The sequence below is a fragment of the Cycloclasticus pugetii PS-1 genome, assembly GCF_000384415.1.
GTDB lineage: Bacteria > Pseudomonadota > Gammaproteobacteria > Methylococcales > Cycloclasticaceae > Cycloclasticus > Cycloclasticus pugetii.
The window spans coordinates 308,352-327,203 of record NZ_ARVU01000001.1; the positions used below are offsets into that span (position 1 = coordinate 308,352).

General features: G+C 41.6%; 19 protein-coding genes and 1 tRNA gene. 17 read left to right on the forward strand and 3 right to left on the reverse strand.

Features of this window, described 5'->3' with window-relative positions; genetic code table 11:
- Window positions 1-104 precede the first annotated feature (104 nt).
- Entirely contained in the window at window positions 105-1,892 is a 1,788-nt protein-coding gene (locus CYCPU_RS0101515) for a GGDEF domain-containing protein (protein WP_020161729.1), read from the reverse strand.
- A gap of 238 nt (window positions 1,893-2,130) precedes the next feature.
- Between CYCPU_RS0101515 and phoB the strand changes: the two genes are divergently transcribed.
- The 17 genes from phoB (at window position 2,131) to CYCPU_RS0101600 (ending at window position 17,152) form a co-directional block, all read left to right on the forward strand.
- Window positions 2,131-2,826 (forward strand): phosphate regulon transcriptional regulator PhoB, encoded by a 696-nt coding sequence (gene phoB / locus CYCPU_RS0101520; RefSeq protein WP_020161730.1) that lies wholly within the window; start codon window positions 2,131-2,133, stop codon window positions 2,824-2,826.
- Complete coding sequence (gene phoR / locus CYCPU_RS0101525; RefSeq protein ID WP_020161731.1) at window positions 2,823-4,127, forward strand: phosphate regulon sensor histidine kinase PhoR; 1,305 nt, start codon at window positions 2,823-2,825, stop codon at window positions 4,125-4,127. Before phoB ends, phoR begins: the two co-directional genes overlap by 4 nt.
- Window positions 4,128-4,240: 113 nt before the next feature.
- Complete coding sequence (pstS, locus tag CYCPU_RS0101530) at window positions 4,241-5,239, forward strand: phosphate ABC transporter substrate-binding protein PstS (protein ID WP_015005119.1); 999 nt, start codon at window positions 4,241-4,243, stop codon at window positions 5,237-5,239.
- An 80-nt stretch (window positions 5,240-5,319) separates the two neighbouring features.
- Window positions 5,320-6,318: a phosphate ABC transporter permease subunit PstC gene (pstC, locus tag CYCPU_RS0101535; protein ID WP_016390995.1), complete on the forward strand. Its 999-nt coding sequence runs from the start codon at window positions 5,320-5,322 to the stop codon at window positions 6,316-6,318.
- Entirely contained in the window at window positions 6,318-7,130 is an 813-nt protein-coding gene (gene pstA / locus CYCPU_RS11645; RefSeq protein ID WP_015005121.1) for a phosphate ABC transporter permease PstA, read from the forward strand. The genes pstC and pstA overlap by 1 nt, the downstream gene beginning before the upstream one ends.
- Window positions 7,130-7,915: a phosphate ABC transporter ATP-binding protein PstB gene (gene pstB / locus CYCPU_RS0101545; RefSeq protein WP_015005122.1), complete on the forward strand. Its 786-nt coding sequence runs from the start codon at window positions 7,130-7,132 to the stop codon at window positions 7,913-7,915. Before pstA ends, pstB begins: the two co-directional genes overlap by 1 nt.
- Window positions 7,916-7,924: 9 nt before the next feature.
- Window positions 7,925-8,623, forward strand: coding sequence for a phosphate signaling complex protein PhoU (gene phoU, locus CYCPU_RS0101550; protein ID WP_016390994.1), 699 nt, complete (start codon window positions 7,925-7,927; stop codon window positions 8,621-8,623).
- A 162-nt stretch (window positions 8,624-8,785) separates the two neighbouring features.
- Window positions 8,786-9,979: a putative porin gene (locus tag CYCPU_RS0101555; protein ID WP_020161732.1), complete on the forward strand. Its 1,194-nt coding sequence runs from the start codon at window positions 8,786-8,788 to the stop codon at window positions 9,977-9,979.
- 124 nt (window positions 9,980-10,103) lie between these two features.
- Window positions 10,104-10,829, forward strand: a complete 726-nt coding sequence (locus CYCPU_RS0101560) for a TIGR00153 family protein (protein WP_015005125.1) — start codon at window positions 10,104-10,106, stop codon at window positions 10,827-10,829.
- Between the two features lie 12 nt (window positions 10,830-10,841).
- Entirely contained in the window at window positions 10,842-12,092 is a 1,251-nt protein-coding gene (locus CYCPU_RS0101565; RefSeq protein ID WP_015005126.1) for an inorganic phosphate transporter, read from the forward strand.
- A gap of 202 nt (window positions 12,093-12,294) precedes the next feature.
- Window positions 12,295-13,068 carry a flagellar motor protein PomA gene (gene pomA, locus CYCPU_RS0101570; RefSeq protein WP_020161733.1) on the forward strand — a complete coding sequence of 258 codons (774 nt, stop codon included), beginning with the start codon at window positions 12,295-12,297 and terminating at the stop codon, window positions 13,066-13,068.
- Window positions 13,069-13,089: 21 nt separating this feature from the next.
- Window positions 13,090-14,016 (forward strand): MotB family protein, encoded by a 927-nt coding sequence (locus tag CYCPU_RS0101575; RefSeq protein ID WP_020161734.1) that lies wholly within the window; start codon window positions 13,090-13,092, stop codon window positions 14,014-14,016.
- Window positions 14,016-14,585, forward strand: a complete 570-nt coding sequence (locus CYCPU_RS0101580; RefSeq protein ID WP_016390990.1) for a PilZ domain-containing protein — start codon at window positions 14,016-14,018, stop codon at window positions 14,583-14,585. The genes CYCPU_RS0101575 and CYCPU_RS0101580 overlap by 1 nt, the downstream gene beginning before the upstream one ends.
- Before the next feature lie 60 nt (window positions 14,586-14,645).
- A complete protein-coding gene (birA, locus tag CYCPU_RS0101585) occupies window positions 14,646-15,638 on the forward strand; it encodes a bifunctional biotin--[acetyl-CoA-carboxylase] ligase/biotin operon repressor BirA (protein ID WP_020161735.1) in 993 nt (330 codons plus the stop codon).
- A 3-nt stretch (window positions 15,639-15,641) separates the two neighbouring features.
- Window positions 15,642-16,379 carry a type III pantothenate kinase gene (locus CYCPU_RS0101590; RefSeq protein WP_020161736.1) on the forward strand — a complete coding sequence of 246 codons (738 nt, stop codon included), beginning with the start codon at window positions 15,642-15,644 and terminating at the stop codon, window positions 16,377-16,379.
- Between the two features lie 62 nt (window positions 16,380-16,441).
- Complete coding sequence (locus CYCPU_RS0101595; protein WP_232228521.1) at window positions 16,442-17,032, forward strand: hypothetical protein; 591 nt, start codon at window positions 16,442-16,444, stop codon at window positions 17,030-17,032.
- Between the two features lie 44 nt (window positions 17,033-17,076).
- Window positions 17,077-17,152: transfer RNA gene (locus CYCPU_RS0101600), tRNA-Thr, on the forward strand.
- A 358-nt stretch (window positions 17,153-17,510) separates the two neighbouring features.
- Here the strand turns inward: CYCPU_RS0101600 and CYCPU_RS0101605 are convergent.
- Window positions 17,511-18,500, reverse strand: a complete 990-nt coding sequence (locus CYCPU_RS0101605; protein WP_020161738.1) for a YeiH family protein — start codon at window positions 18,498-18,500, stop codon at window positions 17,511-17,513.
- Window positions 18,501-18,648: 148 nt separating this feature from the next.
- Window positions 18,649-18,801, reverse strand: coding sequence for an alpha/beta hydrolase (locus CYCPU_RS11985; protein ID WP_015005135.1), 153 nt, complete (start codon window positions 18,799-18,801; stop codon window positions 18,649-18,651).
- Window positions 18,802-18,852: the final 51 nt, after the last annotated feature.

Sequence of the window (18,852 nt, forward strand, 5' to 3'; positions counted from 1 at the left end):
GGCACCTGTTTGATCGGTGTTCGTCAGTTGGTCAACAGTTTCAAGATTGGGTGTTTTTGTCGGCAAGCATAATGTGGCTACCTGCCATAGAACATTTTCATGATTTAGGCGGACATGTTGCTTAATTGTTTTGAAGGCTTGATTTGATAAAGGCTATTGCCGAGTATCTTTTTAGCTGCAGATTTTGCGTTGCTAGCAATAGAGACGAGATCATTTTCTGACCTAAAAAAGCCGAAATCATGCGGCCTTAATGCTCCAATAGAGATTGATAAAAGTGGATAAAATACCGGCTCAGAATTTCTATCTAACGCAGAGATTCCTCCGTTAAGAAGGTGTTCTTGAGAGTAGAACTCTGACGTTAGGGCGCTAAAGTTATTTAAAGTGGTGTTGCATCGATGGTGCCAGTCGCTGCTTTGAAAAATGATGATGAAGTCATCGCCGCCAACATGCCCTACAAAATCAATGTCTGTATCTGCAGATTCTGCTAGCAACTTTGCGGTTTTTCGGAGTACTTTATCGCCCTCGCCAAACCCATAGGTATCGTTATACGGCTTAAAATTATCTAGGTCAAAATAACAAATAACGATATCTTGTTGAGTTTCAATGGAGTGATTAATTCGTTGGCTGATAGGAACATTGCCAGGTAGGTTGCTAAGAGGGTTCATGTGGCGAGCAAAGGTGATTTGCATCTCGGTTATTTCTTTCAATAAATGAAGCAGTTTACCCATGCCTTTGTAGCGGTTAGATGAGGTAATAAGAAAATCATCATGTTGTGCGAGGTTGTTTTGACTGGTGATCAATTGGCTAATTTTATTGAGTGATAAAGTAATATCTACCTTTAGCGCCTTAACGTCTAAAAAAGATAAAGCATTTTTTTTACTGTTTAATTCTTTTCCATAGCGGCTAGCATAAATAGTTAAAAACTCAGTACGCCAGATAACGCCTGCAACAGTAGCGTCGTCATTTAGGACTGGAAGCGCTGTTAGCTCAGGAGATGATTGAAAGCGTTCACCAATGTCGTAAAACTTAGTATGGGTATAAATAGGTTTGACATAAAAAAGTAGCTTTGCAGCGGTATTATCTGAACGCTCTATATTAAATTTAGGTTTGAAGTTATTTTTTCTGCTTGAAAATAGCGAGCAATCCAATAACTCAGTTGGTTTGGAATTGGGGCGGGCAAAGTAAAAACCTTGTGCATAATCGATAGCCATCGCATTAGCCTGTAGGTACTCACCGCGTAGTTCGATACCTTCACCTATTACTTTACAGTCAACACCTTTTGCAATATCTACAATAGACTGTACAAATTTTTGCTTGTTGATATCGTTATGAATGTCATTTAAAAAGTGACGGTCAATTTTTACGAAGTCGGGTTTAATTTCAGACCAGGTTCTTAAGCCTGAATAGCCTGCACCTAAATCGTCGATGGCGATGGAAAATCCCATGTCTTGATAGTATTTGGTTGCACTTGCCATTAGGTCATAATCTTCAATAGGGTATTGCTCAGTCAGTTCAATAACCACTTGGCTAGCATCTAAATTAGAGTCTTTTATATACTTTAATGTGTGGCCATGCTGATAATCTTTTTGTAAGAGAATTTCAGGAATGGTGTTAATAAATAATCGGGCATTTAAATTAAGTTCGCCAAACCGTTGAATGCTTACTTTTCGACAAAGTAAATCTAATTCGGCAAGCCGATCATATTTAGCCGCAGCGTTAAAAAGGTTGATGGGAGAGTGTAACGGACCATCAGAGGGGCCACGAATTAAGCCTTCGTAACCATAAATTTTATTGTCTTTCATCGAAATGATTGGCTGAAAGAGCGGAGTCAGTGAGTCTGTTGCTAATATATCTAAAAGCGATTGATAGTGTAGTTTTTCATCATGTGTCATAGGTGGGGAGTATCAATCAATAATATGACAGTTGTATGACGTTCATATAACGGGGCATTAAAAAAAGTTTACTGGTTGAGAGACCGCAGGCGCCTTAAGGTGGTTCAGTGCGTTACTGTTATTTTTAATAATTAGAGACAGGGTTTTCTCCGAAGCAAGTTAGAAGTAGTTTGTAAATTGTCACCGTGTTGTCATAAATATTAGGTATTCTGTAAACACTTACTTAAATGGCTTTTTTATGGAAACAATGAATGTATTGATGGTTGAAGACGATGAGGATATTGGCGAAATGCTACAACTTTCTCTTCAAACGAATAATATTGAAGTAACGTGGTGTAAAGATGTAATGAGAGCGCAAGAGTCTTTGCGAGATACGACGCCCGATATTATCTTGTTAGATTGGATGTTACCCGGAATTAGTGGGCCAGATTGGATCAAGTTTTTAAAGAATCAAGAAGAAAATAAACGTATCCCGATTATCCTGTTGACGGCACGCAGCGCGGAAGAAGATAAAGTATCGGGCTTGGAAACAGGCGCAGACGATTATGTAACCAAGCCTTTTTCTGTGCAAGAGCTCATTGCCAGAATGAAAGCGGTCTTACGACGAACCAGTACAGAAAATGAAACAGGGGTGATATCAATTGGCCCATTGTTTATTGACCCATCGAGTCATCGAGTCACTATCAATGAGGTGGACCTGATGATGAGCCCGACAGAGTATAAATTGCTGTCTTTCTTTGCTACAAACCCCAATAAAGTTTTCTCTCGCAATCAGCTGCTTGATAATGTATGGGGCGATAATGTCTACGTAGAAGATCGTACCGTTGATGTGCACATTAGGCGTTTAAGACGGATATTAGATGCTCAGGGTTGTGCAGACCTAGTTCAAACGGTAAGAGGGTTTGGTTATAAATTGGTGAACTTAAGCGCGTGAATATAAATCATAACTATGAGCGAAACACCTTTCTGTTGTGGTTTTTAACAGTCGGTGTTTTGGGTGTGTTAGTCGGTTACCCCGTCGAGGTGTCGGCACTTTTTTTATTGGCTTACATTGTCTTTCAATATCGTCGGTTACAACGTTTATATAGGTGGTCTAAGAAGTCTGGTGATCATGACCTGCCGTTTGAAGATGGCTTGTTTGGTCAAATTTCGGAAGACATCTATCAATCTAAGATGCAGGGGCTGGCACAAAAAGACAGTGTTAAATACCAACTAGAACGGTTTAAAAAGTTAATTTCTGTTTTTCCGGATGGTGTGGTTATTCTTTCATTGTCTAATGAGATTAAGTGGTTCAATAAGCAAGCCTCCCGGCTACTTATTTTAAAAAAAGAAGATACCGGGCAACTGATTAATCATTTAGTAAGGCATCCTCGGTTTACGCACTTTCTTAAAAATCTCAAGAGCGATGACGCCATTGTGATCGAGGCGCCTGTAATAGACACCAGCTGGTCGGCAGAAAAGATTGAAATAAGGGTATTGCCATATGGTGACGATGAACGTTTGTTGTTGATACGAGATGTCACTAAGGTTGAGCGCACGAATCAAGTGCGAAAAGACTTTGTGTCGAATGCATCGCATGAGTTAAGAACGCCGCTAACGGTCATGAAGGGCTATGTGGAAATGTTGTTGGCTTCAACCGCTGAGGATAATGTGCAAGTGGGTGCTTCGCTACGTAAAGTTGATCAGCAAGTGATTAAAATGCAAACCATGATCGAAGAGCTATTAGCGCTAAGTCGGCTAGAAGAGGGTAAAGTCGAGGCAGCCAATAGCTTGGTTAATGTGCGCAGTGTATGTGAACAAATTAAGTCCGAATTTCAGTCAGCGGCAAATGAGCATCAGCAATCATTGGTGTTTGATGTTCCATCGAGTCTTAATTTAAAGGGCAGTAAAGGTTCCTTATTAACCGTGTTGAGAAACTTGGTTGGTAATGCCATTAATTACTCTGATGAAAATGGTGAGATTCGTGTCGGCTGGGCAATCAATGAGCAAGGTCAGGGGCAACTTTTTGTTAAAGATACAGGTCAAGGAATAGGCGCCAGACACTTATCTCGATTAACAGAGCGTTTCTACCGGGTAGCTGAAAATAATATAAAAAATAAAACTGGGACAGGCCTAGGGTTAGCCATTGTAAAACATGAGTTAGAAAGGCATGAGGCGCATCTGGTTATCGATAGTCAAGAAGGGGAAGGCAGTTGTTTTCAGTGTGTATTTCCCGCTGAAAGAATAGACCCATAAGGCTGTCATCAAACTGTCACATTGCGTTCATTATAATGCCACATACCAAACCTAAAATGATGCACAGAGTAGAGCAAACGCTTTGCCAAATATTCAACTAAATTGGAAAAAATATGAAAATGAAAAAGATAGTGGCACTAGGACTGCTTAGCCTAACGATTGGGACAGCGGCTCACGCAGCTAAAATTGAAGGCACGGGCTCAAGTTTTGCCTACCCTGCGTATACAACGTGGAGTAAAGTTTATTACGGTGAAACAAAAAACCAAGTCAATTACACACCAACAGGCAGTGGTTCGGGTATTAAAGAAGTTAGTGCTCGTCACGTTGATTTTGGTGGCTCAGACAAGCCTTTAAAATCAAGTTCTTTAGCAAAAGCAAGTTTGATTCAATTCCCAACAGCTATTGGTGCGGTGACTTTTGCATATAATGTTGAGGGCGTCAGCGGTATGAAACTAAGCGAAGCCGCTATTTCTGGCATTATGTTAGGCAAAATTACAAAGTGGAATGATCCTATCATAGCGGCTGATAATTCAGGTATTGCTTTACCAAATGAAGATATTTTGTTTGTTCACCGTAGTGATAAATCAGGTACAACCTTTGCCTTTACCTACTACTTGAGCAAAATGAACCAAGAATGGCGCGAAACAATGGGTGCTAAGAAAGTAGTGTCATGGCCGACTAAAAACCGGATTGCTGGCAAAGGTAACTTTGGAGTTGCAACGGCGATTAAAAATAACGGGTTTTCTATCGGTTATGTGGATTACGCGGATGCTAAAAAGAATGGTTTAGATATGGCTATTATTGAAAATCGCGAAGGTATATTTGTTAAGCCAGAGCCAGCAACATTCGAAGCTGCGGCAGTGTATGCAGACTTAGATCCTAAAAAGGACTTTTATGCCAATATTGCATACCCACCAAAAGGCTATCCAGTCGTGACAGCAACGTTTGCATTAGTTCCTCAAAATGGTGAAAATGCAAAAGAAGTGATCAAGTTCTTTGATTATGCATTAACCAAAAAGAACAAGCTCATTGAGTCGGTCGGTTACGTTTCCCTTCCAGATGCAGTGATTAAAAAAATCCAAGGCTACTGGGTGGAAAAAGGCTTAAAATAAGCGCAATCTTTAACACAAGTTAACTTAAAAGCCTTCTCAAGAGGTTGTTGAGAAGGTTTTTGTTTGTCCCAGAGGGCGTAATGGAATTATTTTTTAGAAAAATTGCTCAATTAAGCGCTAGCTTAGTTTTTGTTATCTTAGCGGCTACAACGCTGGTTCTTTATTTATCAGCGAAACCGGCGATAGAAGAGTTTGGGGTTAAGTTTTTGTTTGAATCTCGTTGGGGCGAAGAAGAAAAGCTTGAGTTGTCGCCTGCCCAATTAGCCGAGTTAGAGTCATTAAAGGCGGACAAAGAGCAACCTTTAGAAGATGACTTTATTGAAGATGAAGAGGATTTTATCTTCGACGATGAAGATTTTATTACCGATGACGATATGGACTCTGAAGACAAGACCTCGAGAGAGGTTTATGGTGCATTAGTCCCTATTGTTGGTACGGTTTTCTCAACGCTTATCGCAATGTTGTTTTCAGTGCCTATAGCAATGGGCATTGCTGTTTTTCTATCTGAAATCGCGCCTGCTGCAATCGCCAAGCCTGTTGGCATAGCGATTGAGTTGTTGGCTTCTATCCCCAGTATCATTTATGGCATGTGGGGGCTGTTCTACTTTGGCCCATTCATCGCGGCTCTGTTTGGTGGAAATACAGTGTCATTGTTGGTTGCGGGGCTGGTACTTGGAATTATGGTTATACCTTTTATGGCGGCTTTAAGTCGAGATGCGATAACGACCGTGCCTGATATGCTGAAAGAATCAGCGTATGCGATGGGGGCGACTAAATTAGAGGTCATAAAAGATGTTGTTTTTCCTTATGCGCGGTCGGGCATTATAGGCTCCATAATATTGTCATTTGGCCGAGCGTTGGGCGAAACGATGGCAGTAGCCTTTGTTATTGGGGGCGTGTATCAATTTGCCAAAAAAGTAACCGACCCGACTAACTCAATCCCAGTGGTGTTGGCAAATAGCTTTGCAGAATCAAGTGGGTTGAGCTTATCTGTCTTATTTTATTTGGCGCTTATATTATTTGTCCTAAGCTTTATTGTGATAGCGAGCGCTAAATTTTACTTCTTGAGGAAAAAATAATGCGTTTAATGATGAATCGCGTGTTTATTGTCTTCTCCAGCTTGGCCGCAGTAGTAGGGTTACTTTTTTTAGGCTGGATTTTGTTCACCTTGTGCTCAAAAGGTTTGCAAGGACTCAGCTGGGATGTGTTTACAAAAGACCTGATTGAGGGAGGGTTACGTAATGTAATCGTCGGCCAAATAATGATGTCTGGTATAGCGACACTGATCGGTATTCCAGTGGGTATTCTCGCGGGTATTTACTTGCAAGAGTATGGCGGTAATTCAAAAAGTACAGAGTTTTTACGTGACCTCAGCGATGTCATGATGTCGGCACCTTCGATTGTTGTGGGTACATTTGTTTATGCAATTGTTGTTGTGCCTACGGGGCATACCAGTGGTTGGGCCGGTGTTTTAGCGCTGTTTATCTTAATGGTACCTATTATTGTTAGGACAACAGACGATATGTTAAACCTTGTGCCGACAGAACTTCGCGAAGCAGGTATCGCCATTGGCGCATCTAAGTACCATGTGACGATGAACATTGTCGTGCGTTATGCCAAGGCCGGTATTTTAACGGGTATTTTGTTAGCCTTTGCTCGGGTAGTGGGGGAAACGGCGCCTTTGATTTATACCAGTGGTTCGAGTGAATTTTGGTCAACAGACTTAACGAGCACATTCCCGTCGTTAACAGTGTCTATCTATAACCTTGCAACAATGCCAGACGATAAAATGATTCAGTTAGGCTGGACAGGGGCCTTTTTGTTAACGGCAATGGTATTAATAATTAATTTGCTTGGCCGTTATGCTAGCAATAAAAAGAGAGCAAACTAATGAAGAATATGATGGAAGTTAAAGACTTAACGTTTACTTATAGTGGTGCAAGTGAACCATCGCTAAAAGCTATTTCGTTGCCCATTGAAAAGAATAAAGTAACCGCGTTAATCGGCCCTAGCGGCTGTGGCAAATCGACTTTGCTACGTGGTATGAACCGTATTCATGATTTATACCCTGGTCATCGCTATGACGGTGTTATTAACCTTTTGAATGGAGATAGCAAAACGTACACAAATATTTTAGACCTGAAAAAAGAAGCAGAATTAATTCGGTTACGCCAACGAGTCGGTATGATTTTTCAAAAACCAACACCGTTTCCAATGACGATTTTTGAGAATATTGCTTATGGTTTAAGACTTTCTGGCGTTAAAAAACGCGCCGAGCTTCAAGAGGTGGTGGAGCAGTCTTTACGTGATGCGGCCTTATGGGATGAGGCGAAAAACCGATTGGGCCATGATGCACGTGGTCTGAGTGGTGGGCAGCAGCAACGCTTATGTATTGCACGGGCGATTGCATTAAAACCAGAGGTTATTTTGTTTGATGAGCCCACCAGTGCGTTAGACCCTATTTCAACCTTAGCGATTGAGGAAATGATTTCTGTTCTTCGTGAGCAATATAGTATCTGCATCGTGACACATAATATGCAGCAGGCGGCGCGCATTTCAGATTACACAGGGTTTATGTATTTGGGTGAAATGATTGAGTACGATGAAACAAAAACCATTTTTATGAAACCATCACAAAAGCAAACTGAAGACTACATTAGTGGTCGATTTGGCTAAGGGGGCAATATGACTACAGGGGAACATATTTCACATAAGTTCGATGAAGACGTTGAAGAGGTGACGACCAGTGTGCTGAACATGGGTGGTTTAGTGGTTCAGCAAATTGAAAAGTCGGTTAAGGCGCTATTGGCGGGCGATAAAGAAATGGCGGAAGAGGTCATCGAGGATGACTTGAAGGTGAACACGTTTGATGTTGACATTGATGAAATGTGCAACAGTATTATCGTAATGAGGCAGCCTACGGCAACGGACTTGCGTTTGATAATGGCTATTATCAAAACAACCAGTGATCTAGAAAGAATGGGCGATGAGGCAAAGCGTATTGCTAGGCAAGCGATTGATATTTCTAAACGGGGCGCCTTCCCTGAACAGTTTGATAGCATCGAGCAGATGTCGACCCGTGTGATAGGCATGCTGAACAAGGCATTAGACGCGTTCGCACGTCGAGATGTTGATGAGTCGTTTAATGTCATTCAAGTCGATAAAAAAGTGGATAAGGATTATGAAAATTTGGTCCGCCAACAAATCACTTATATGATGGAAGATCCGAGAAAAATTCCGGTAGCAATTGATCTATTATGGTCATCACGAGCTCTAGAGCGCATTGGTGATCGTGCTTGTAATATTTGTGAATACGTTATTTACCTTGTTAAAGGCAAAGATGTTAGGCACGTTGAAGTAAAAGAGTTAGAAAAACACTTGTAAACTAAATGATTGTCTACGTTTTAAAAGCCCGCCTTATGGCGGGCTTTTTGTTGTGAAAAGGCAAAAAACAACAATTGTCATCTGGCTGTCACACCATTGTCATTTAGCCCCTTTAATATGCGCCCGAGTTAAAGATATTTATTAAAAAACAAGGGATTAAAAATGAAACAAACTAAATTATCTGTGGCGATTAAAGCGACATTATTGGGCGCTTCAATTGTATTGGCACCGGCTTCATTTGCGGTGGATAAGGAATTATTAGACATCTTAAAAGCTAATGGTGCTATTACAGAAGATCAGTATACAGAGCTGTCTATGTCAAACATGATGAATAAGCAAAACAAACCTTCAGACGAAATGCTTAAGAAAATGGCATGGGCAGGTAAGCTTAAAGTGAAGGGTGATTTACGATTACGCCAAGAGTTTCGTAATGATACAAATGGTTCTTCAAAGCGTGAAGACCGTCAGCGCTATCGCGCGCGTATAGCCGTAGAAGGTCAAGTGACTGATACAGTAACCGCAGGTGTCAGAATGGCCTCTAATGGTGGCGCAACCTCCACGAATGAGACATTAGGTGATGGCTTTGAAAATGATACGGTTTACTTTGATAGGGCGTATATTAATTGGACGCCTTTTAGTGGCTTAGATTTGATGGGTGGTAAGATCAAACAACCATGGGAACAGGTATCTGGTGGCCTTGTATGGGATGGTGATGTGAACCCAGAAGGTGGTGCAGCTCGTTACACAGCTAAATTGGCGGGTGCAGAAATTATAGGGTCAGTTGGTCACTTTGTCTTAGATGATATTGATGGCTATAGCTTTGACGAAGATCAAACGATGCGCTATGGACAATTGACTGCTAAATTTAATGTGGCAGGTGCTAAAGCGATGTTAGGTGGAAGTATTTATGATTACGATGCAAACAAAGCAGGTGCCTTTACAAGTGGCGGCGGTAATGATTCAACAAAATATAGTCTGCAAGAAATATTTGGTTCACTTAATATTAATGCTGGTTTGCCTCTAACAGTTTATGGCCAGTATGTTGTAAATGGTGATGCAGATGGCTTAAACGATGGTGAAGACACCGCATGGTTGTTAGGTGTTGAAACTAAAATGGGTCGCTGGAAAGCCAGTTATGATTATCGTGAAACAGAGTTAAACGCTGTAAACGGCGCTTTTAATGATTCTGACTTCGCGGGTGGACGTACCGACTCTGAAGGTAATCGCTGGAAGTTATCGTACAAGATTGATAAAAATTTCAGTGTTGGAACAACCTATATAGACTCTGAAGTTGGCCAATTAAACGGTGATTTAGATTCAGATATATGGCAAATTGACCTAAAAGCTAAATTCTAGCGTTATGCTTTGATCAGCAGTGCCTTAATGGCATTTGCGCAATAGTTTTATAAGCCCAGGCATTCATGTCTGGGCTTTTTTTTGTGATGTGGAAACAATAGTTTTGGCAATACTGGTCAGATTAATGCAAAATGCCGACATTCTTTCTAAATTAAATATTAATAAAAATATGGCTTCTAAAAACTATATTACCGGCCTGTTTGGTACTTCTCCAGTGGCGCCAATACAGGAACATATGGCACTTGTTGACGAATGTGTTTCTAAATTAGTCGATTTGTTTGAATTCATGAGCAAAGGGGATACAGAATCGGTAGAAAAAGTGTATCACCAAATTGCTGAGTTAGAGCAAGACGCCGATGATAAGAAGCACTTTCTTCGTGAGCATTTGCCGACTGGCTTATTTATGCCTATTGCACGTCAAGACTTGTTGGATGCATTGCGTGTGCAAGACTTATTAGCAAACCGTGCCAGAGATATAGCCGGTATTGTTGTTGGTCGCCAACTTAAGTTTCCAGAGCAAGCAAGTAAACGCGCTATTGAGCTGGTGAGAGCGACAGTCGAAACGTGTCATCAAGCATTGAAAGTGGTCAATGAGCTAGATGAGTTGGTAGAAACGGGTTTTAGAGGCCACGCGGTGCATGTGGTTGAGGATATGTTGACCGAGTTAGATAATTTGGAGTCGGCTACGGATCGGATTCAGGTTGATTTGCGTGCTGATTTGTTTGCGGTCGAAAAAGAGTTATATGCGGTAGATGTGATGTTTATGTATCGGATTATAGAATCTATTGCCGATATTGCCGATGATGCTGAGCGTGTCGGTCGTCGCTTTCAATTGATGTTGGCTAAATAAGGGGAAGGGACAATGGATTACGGAACTACTTATTTGGTATTAGCGATTGTTTTCGGCCTATTTATGGCGTGGGGCATTGGTGCGAATGATGTGGCGAATGCGATGGCAACATCGGTTGGCTCTAAAGCGATTACTATTAAACAGGCTGTTATTATTGCAGCCATTTTTGAATTTTCAGGGGCTATTTTAGCGGGTGGGCAGGTTACCTCTACGATTCGAAAAGGAATTGTCGATGTTAGCGATTTGGGTGCAACCCCCGAGATTTTGATTTTTGGTATGCTCGCAGCGCTACTGGCAGCGGGAACTTGGTTACTGGTTGCTTCATTTAAAGGCTGGCCAGTTTCAACAACGCATTCGATTGTTGGCTCTATTGTCGGCTTTGCGATTGTAGGTATGAGTATGGATGCGGTGTACTGGGGCAAGCTCGGTACAATCGTGATGAGCTGGGTCACCTCTCCATTATTGGCGGGCGCTATTTCATATATGTTATTTAGGTCTGTTCAAACGATTATTCTAGATACAGAAAAACCGTTCGAAAACGCTAAGCGTTATGTTCCTTATTATGTCTTTTTGGTTGGCTTTATGCTCACATTGGTCACCATTATGAAAGGCTTAAAACATGTGGGACTAGATTTATCCATGACAGACTCGATTGCGGTAGCACTGGGTTTTGGTGTGCTAACAACGATATTAGGTAAGTATTTAGTGAGTCGTGTAAAGTTTGATGCGAGCGCGGACCGTGATTTCCATTATGCAAACGTCGAAAAAATATTCGGCTCCTTGATGGTTATTACCGCTTGTGCAATGGCCTTTGCACATGGCTCAAATGATGTGGCAAATGCTATCGGCCCATTAGCGGCAATTAATAGTATTATTGATACCGGTGAGTTATCACAGAAATCGGCCTTACCAATGTGGATACTCTTAGTCGGAGGTGTTGGTATTGTATTGGGTCTGGCAATGTATGGCCGTAAGGTTATTGAAACAGTTGGCTCGAAGATTACCGAATTAACACCAAGCCGTGGGTTTTGTTGTACTATCTCAGCGGCTTCAACAGTTGTGTTAGCCTCAGGTATGGGTTTGCCTATCTCAACAACACACACAATGGTGGGGGCGGTTTTAGGTGTTGGTATGGCGCGCGGTATTTCGTCACTTAATATGAGTGTCGTTCGTGGTATTTTTATGTCTTGGATTATTACCTTGCCGGTTGGCGGCGTGCTGGCAATTGTTTTCTTCTTCATACTCAAAGGGATTTTTGCTTAGGAGCTTGCTTTCTTTATGAAGGAGAAAAGTTTTAGCAGATAGGGCAAACAGGCACGGATGAATAGATAATAAGCGTGTTTTTGCGTAGAGCACGCTTGTTTTATGGGAGAGCTTCGCCATAAACGTATTTTATCTGCTAAAGTTTCATTGTTACCTTGCCGATTATTGACGGTATAAATGAGAATTAAATAAGGGAAGAGTTTTGGATTTAGCGACGTTAATAGGTTTTGTGGGTGGTTTGGGCATTATTATTGCCGCCATTGCAACAGGCGGAGATATCATGATGTTTGTTGATGTGCCGTCTGTTTTGATCGTAGTAGTTGGCACCTTCATGGTGACTTTGATGCAGTTGTCGATCTCGGAATTTTTGAGTTCGTTTAAAGTGGCTATTAAAGCCTTCATGAATAAAAATGATAACCCTGTTGATCTCATCAAGCAGGCAGTGGAGCTGTCTGATGTGGCCCGTAAAAATGGACTGTTGGCGTTAGAAGATCAAGAGGTGGATAACGAATTCCTCAAACGAGGCTTGAGTCTTTGTGTAGATGGTCATGACGCAGCGATGGTGCAAAAGTTATTAAGTCGAGATATGGACTTAGCGATTGGTCGCCATGAAGTTGGTCAGAATATGTGGAAGGCGGTCGGTGATATGGCGCCAGCGATGGGGATGATTGGAACCTTGGTTGGCTTGGTGCAAATGCTCGCAAACATGTCTGATCCAGCGGCAATTGGTCCGGCAATGGCCGTGGCCTTACTAACCACTTTGTATGGTGCGGTTATCGCTAATGCGTTTGCATTGCCGATGTCGGCTAAATTGGCGGGTATTAGCCATAATGAGCGACTCAATAAAGTATTAATTTTAGAAACCATTCAAAGTATTCAAGAAGGTATGAACCCACGTGTTTTAGAAACGTTGCTCAAAACGTATTTACCTGAAAGTCAACGATCGTCAGTGGGTGAGCCTGAAGAGGTCGAATAATAATGCAGACAGTGATTCAACATGAGTGATGATAATTGTCCAAAATGTGAAGAAGGGCTTCCAGCATGGATGGGGACCTTTGCCGACTTAATGTCATTATTGATGTGCTTTTTCGTATTGTTATTATCAATGGCAACTATGGATGCAAACCGTTTTAAGAAAATGGCAGACTCTTTAAATGATGCGTTTGGGGTGCAAAGACAGGTGGTTGCTTATGAAATAGTTAAAGGGACCAGTGTGGTTGCACAGCACTTTAGCCCGGCGGCGGGTGACCCAACCATTTTAGATGAGGTGCGGCAGCAAACAACCGACTCGGAAAGAGAGTTTTTAGGCAAAGACTCAGAGTCTGACTCAGACACAACGAAAAAAGAGGATGCTAAAAAACAAGAAGAGGTTGAGGCAAAAGCGAAAATCGTGACGGAGTATGTTGAAGCCACTGAGCAAAAAATTAAGGATGCTAAAAATTTAGCCGAAGAAATTAGAGAGTTTATGGTCGAAGAAATTGACCAAAATATGGTGAGTGTGGAAACCGACCTTGACCGGGTAGTTATTAGAATTCATGAAAATGGTTCGTTCTCCTCAGGTAGTGCGGAATTTAATCCAGAGTTTTTACCCATAATGGATAAAATTACAGCGGTTGTTAATGGTAGTGTTGGTACAGTGACTGTTGCAGGGCATACGGATAATATTCCCATTAAGGCGGGCTTGTATCGGTCTAATTGGGAACTGTCTGCGGCACGTGCCGTAACTGTCGCGCAAACACTGCTAACCGATGGAACGGTGGATGAAAAAAGACTGATCATTGAAGGTCATGCAGATACAGTGCCGCTATCTGATAACGAGACCCCTGAGGGTAGAGCGCTAAATAGGCGTGTCGAAATTATTTTAATTCAAGGTGAAATGCCCCAAGATTTAAGTAACCCCATACTAGACGTGGTGAAACAATAATGAGCCAAGATGCCGGACAAGAGCGTAGACGTTTTTTTAGAATAGACGATGAAGTGGCGATAAGTTATCGCGTTATTTCTAACGACGAAATGACTAAAGCCGATGGTCTTAAAAGGAATGAGGTTGAGCCAGCCTCTCTAGCCAATGAGTTGGAGAAAATGAATGAAGTGTCTCGGATACATTTTCGCCATGTAGAAAAAGAGTCGCCTGAAGTGGCGCGTTACTTTTCTTTTATAGAAGCTAAAATTAATTTATTAGCGCATCATATAATAATGGGTACCGATGAGCTGTTTGTAAAAACGATTCAGCCGGTTAATATCAGTGCCTCGGGTGTTTCATTTGCGGTAAGTAATGCGCTGAATATAGGGGATATTGTTGAGATAAAGTTTATTTTAACGCCCTCTCTAGCCAGCATAAAAACTTTCTCAAAGGTCGTTTCTTGTGAGCAAGATAGCGATCAGTTCAAGGTTGCTGTTGAGTATAGCCAGCTGGGCGATGAAGATAGGGATTTGTTAATTCGTCATATCGTTAAAAAGCAGATGAATGATATACGTGAGCAAAGCGACTAACGTAGACTATATTTTTTAAATCTATCTTCAGTAAATTGCACGAAGCTGTAACCCTTTTTAATGGAACTACTTGAAATTCATAAAGCGATAATAAAACGCATGGCAGATGGTCAGTTTTTTTCTGGGCAGCAGCTAGCCGATGAGTTAAATGTTAGTCGTGCTTCCATTTGGAATTACCTCAAAACACTCGAAACAGCAGGCTTTGACTTCCATGCTGTAAAAGGAAAAGGCACGCGCTTAAAATTAGCAATAGAGTTGTTGGATAAACAACGTATTCTTACCTGCTTATCTAGTGAACACAGAGCCTTGTTGAAGCAGCTCGATGTATTAGATGTGTGCGCATCGACTAACCAAGCCATCGTTGAGAAACACCAACTAACGCCTTTACCCAATGGGTCAGTTTGTATGGCTGAAATGCAGACAATGGGCCGAGGACGATTAGGCAGATCATGGGTGTCTCCATATGGGCAAAACCTATACATTTCTTTTTTGTGGAACTTTAAGGGCGGGATATCGGCCTTATCGGGGCTGAGTTTGGCGTGCGGGGTTGCTGTTTGTCGTGCGCTCAAAAGCCTCGGTTTAAATGGTCATGGCCTGAAATGGCCAAATGATATTCTATGGGAAGGTAAAAAACTGGGTGGAATTTTAGTAGAAATTCAAGGGGAAAGCCAAGGTGGTTATACTGCCATTGTCGGCATCGGGCTCAATTATCAAATGAATGAATTGTCGTCTGGCGAAATTGGCCAGCCTTGGGTTGATGTGTGTCATGCGTATGGCGAGAAAATGGGGCGAAATAAATTGGCTGCCCATGTGCTGGCTGAGGTTTTAAGTATACTGCATGGCTACGAAGAGACTGGTTTATTGCCACATGTTGAGCAATGGAATAACTACGATTGTTATCGAGATAAAAAGGTTCGAATTTTATCTGGTGAGCAATACGAGGAAGGCGTTGCGAGTGGTATCTCAAAGACAGGAGAGCTCTTATTGTTAACCCCCGATGGCCGAACGAAAAAAATCATGTCAGGTGAGGTTAGCCTGAGGTTAAGCGAGTAATTAATGTCTGAACTTTATATAGACCGTGGTAATACAGCGCTTAAATGGCAGTTGGTTGAAAGAGGGCGTTTGTTAAATCAAGGCGTGTTTAGTAACGAAATTACGTTGAGGGAAGGTTTTTCAACGTTAAAAGAGAGTCGCCTCGCAAATATTTATGTGTCTAGTGTGGCTGCTGAAGCATTTTGTCGTGACTTGCAGGTTTGGGCTAAAGAACGTCTCTACCCTGCGCCTACGTTTGTAGAAAGTACCCGTAAAGCTTGTGGGGTTGTTAATGCCTATCAAGATGCCGCGCAATTAGGTGTGGACCGTTGGTTAGCAATGATTGCGGCACACCATAAATATACCGGTATGCTATGTGTTGTAGATACAGGGACCGCACTGACCATGGACTTTCTATTAGAGAGCGGCCAACATTTGGGTGGTTTTATAGTTCCAGGCGCTGAATTAATGAGAAAAAGCCTGTTAAGCAACACACATAAAATCAACATAGGTGATACGCTGAATTCTAGTCAGCTTGGAACAAATACAAGTGAAGCGGTTACGTATGGTGTTGAACAGATGTTGGTGCTGTTTGTACGAGAAAAAGTTGTTGATGTAGGGGAAAAGCATCAGCAACCGATAACAACTATTTTAACGGGTGGCCATGCAACTGTTTTAGCGGAAGGCTTATGGCAGGACGTTCGATTGGAAAAAGACCTTGTGTTACAGGGTTTACAGCTAGTGACTAAATCATACCAGTGAAACGTTTATTATTATTGTTGGTTTTTTTAAATGTAGTTTACTTTTTCTGGGGAACCACCGTGGTGGAAACCAAACGGCTGGAGCAACACCAAGCACCCTTGTATAAAGAAAGTGAGCTTGAAACGCTGGTGTTGGTTGGAGACGAAGAAGTGGCTGCGATGCTTGAAAAACAAGTTTTGTTGGAGAGCAAAGCGAAACAGCCTATCAGTGAATGTTATGTGGCCGGTGATTTTGCTGATGAGGGCGAAGCGAAGAAATTATCACAAACATTAAGTAATCACTTAAGTACTGTGTCGGTTATGCCCTCAAAAGTGCTCGAGGAGTTTTGGGTTGTCTACCCTTCTCGTAGTGATGGGGAGCGTCCATTGCATAATGTTGAGACATTAAAAGCTATCGGAGTCGATGATTTGTGGTTAGTGCCCAGCGGTCCAAATAAAGGCATTATTTCATTAGGCTTGTTTGCAACGGCAGACAGTGCTGAAAAGAGACTGAAGGCCTTGTCGGAAAAATCGATTGAAGCCGAACTTATTAGGCGCAAAAAGTATCGTTATGGCGTAAAGTTTATAACAAGTGATGGTCTATCACCGATACTGGACAATTTAGATGGCTTTAAAGTAGGCGAAAACATTAGTATTCGTAAAATTGCATGTTAATCATTGCCCGACGTTTTTATTTGGATTAGAATACCGCCCCTAACGCTGGTGTAGCTCAGTCGGTAGAGCAGCTGATTTGTAATCAGCCGGTCGGTGGTTCGAATCCTCTCACCAGCTCCATTTTAGGTATTAAAGCCCCTTATATTTAAGGGGCTTTTTTATTGCTCGACGATTCTACCGACTTTATGCCGCTGCCAAGACCAGGCGGGCGGCCAATACTATCAAGCGATTGCAGTGGGGTATCAGCATGCCTTGTTTGAATAATCAGGTGATATTCGTAAATACTTAAGTTGCTGATTAGAATTTTGAGAAATGCCGTCAGAAAAGCCTAAGCTATCTACTCGGTAGAGTCTTTAAAAAAATACTTTCTTAGCGGTCAAGAGGCACCTAAGATCTGAACGATAGTAATTAGCAGGCCATCTTTTTCGACCTTAAAGGACTGAATTAATTGAATTTTAAAGGCTAATATAGGGCTTCATTATTTAAAGAAAATAAGGATTAAACTAGAGCTCATTATTATCTGAAACACAAAAATAACACTTGCTATAAGCAATGCTTTTTTGCCATTTTTAATAATTCCATCAAAGGCAATTTTTAACCCAATGCCTGACATGGCGACAATAAGGGCGTAGTGGCTCATTGTGCTGACTAGCTCAACTTGTTCTTGTTTCAGTAAGCCAAAGGTTTGGATAACTGAGAAACCAAAAAAACCAACGACAAAGAGCGGGATTCTATAGGCGACTTTGAGGTCTTCATTCGTTTTCATGTTTACTCGAGAAAACATGAAGATCAGAATCAGGATTACTGGGGCAAGTAACAAAATTCTGACCATTTTAACGATGGTTGCCGCTTCCCCCGTTGCTTGACTTACTGAAAACCCGGCAGCTAAAACTTGCCCTACAGCTTGTAATGTGTTGCCGATCAATACACCTGCATTAAGCTCAGATAAATTTAATAGGTAGTGACTAATAAAGGGTAGGAGAAAAATGCCAAGGGTGCCTAAAAAATTCACAATGGCAATGGAGAGGCCAACTTGCTCTTCATTCGCACCGACTATATCCTTGGTCGCTGCAACTGCAGAACTGCCACAAATGCCATTCCCTAAACCAAGCAATAACGCACAGCGTTTATCAAACCCAAACCATTTTGCAAATATCAGCGATGAAAAAATAGTAACGCCCATCGTAAACACGATCATTAAAATGGTCGCATAGCCTAATTCACTTAGAATTGAAAAATTTAGCTGAACACCTAAAAGGGCAATAGCAATGGAGAGTAAATATTTCTCGCTATAGTTAATACCAGATTTGAATTGATCATTAATACGTAAACTGTTGCCGACAATAAGGCCAAGTATAATGGCTAAGGTAACAGCACCTACCGGAACATAGGCGGCTAACAATATTGCTAAGAAACCCATTCCGCAGCAAAGAGCAACGCCCGGTATAACATAAATAATTTTTTTCATGAGTCTTAATATCGTTGATTAGATTAAGTCATATTGACTAGGTGTTTTGTTGCAGTTAACCCATGCAAATAATCGTAACATGACGGTGCATTAAGCCTGTCTAATAGTTAAAACTTGGTCGAGGTAATCCGACAGGTCAGTGGTTTATTTATACAGCTAAACGTTTAAGGAAGTCTGTGCTTCGCTTGGGAACTAGATCAGGCTGTTCAACATGTGGAACATGCCCGCAGTTTTCTATCATAACGGCTTCAAATTCACCAAAAGCCGTACTTCTAACCGCATGCGCTTGAAGTGTTGGCATTCCAGCTCAGCTTGGTTTCTCCGATGTAAGAAACCATTTAAGCACACAAAA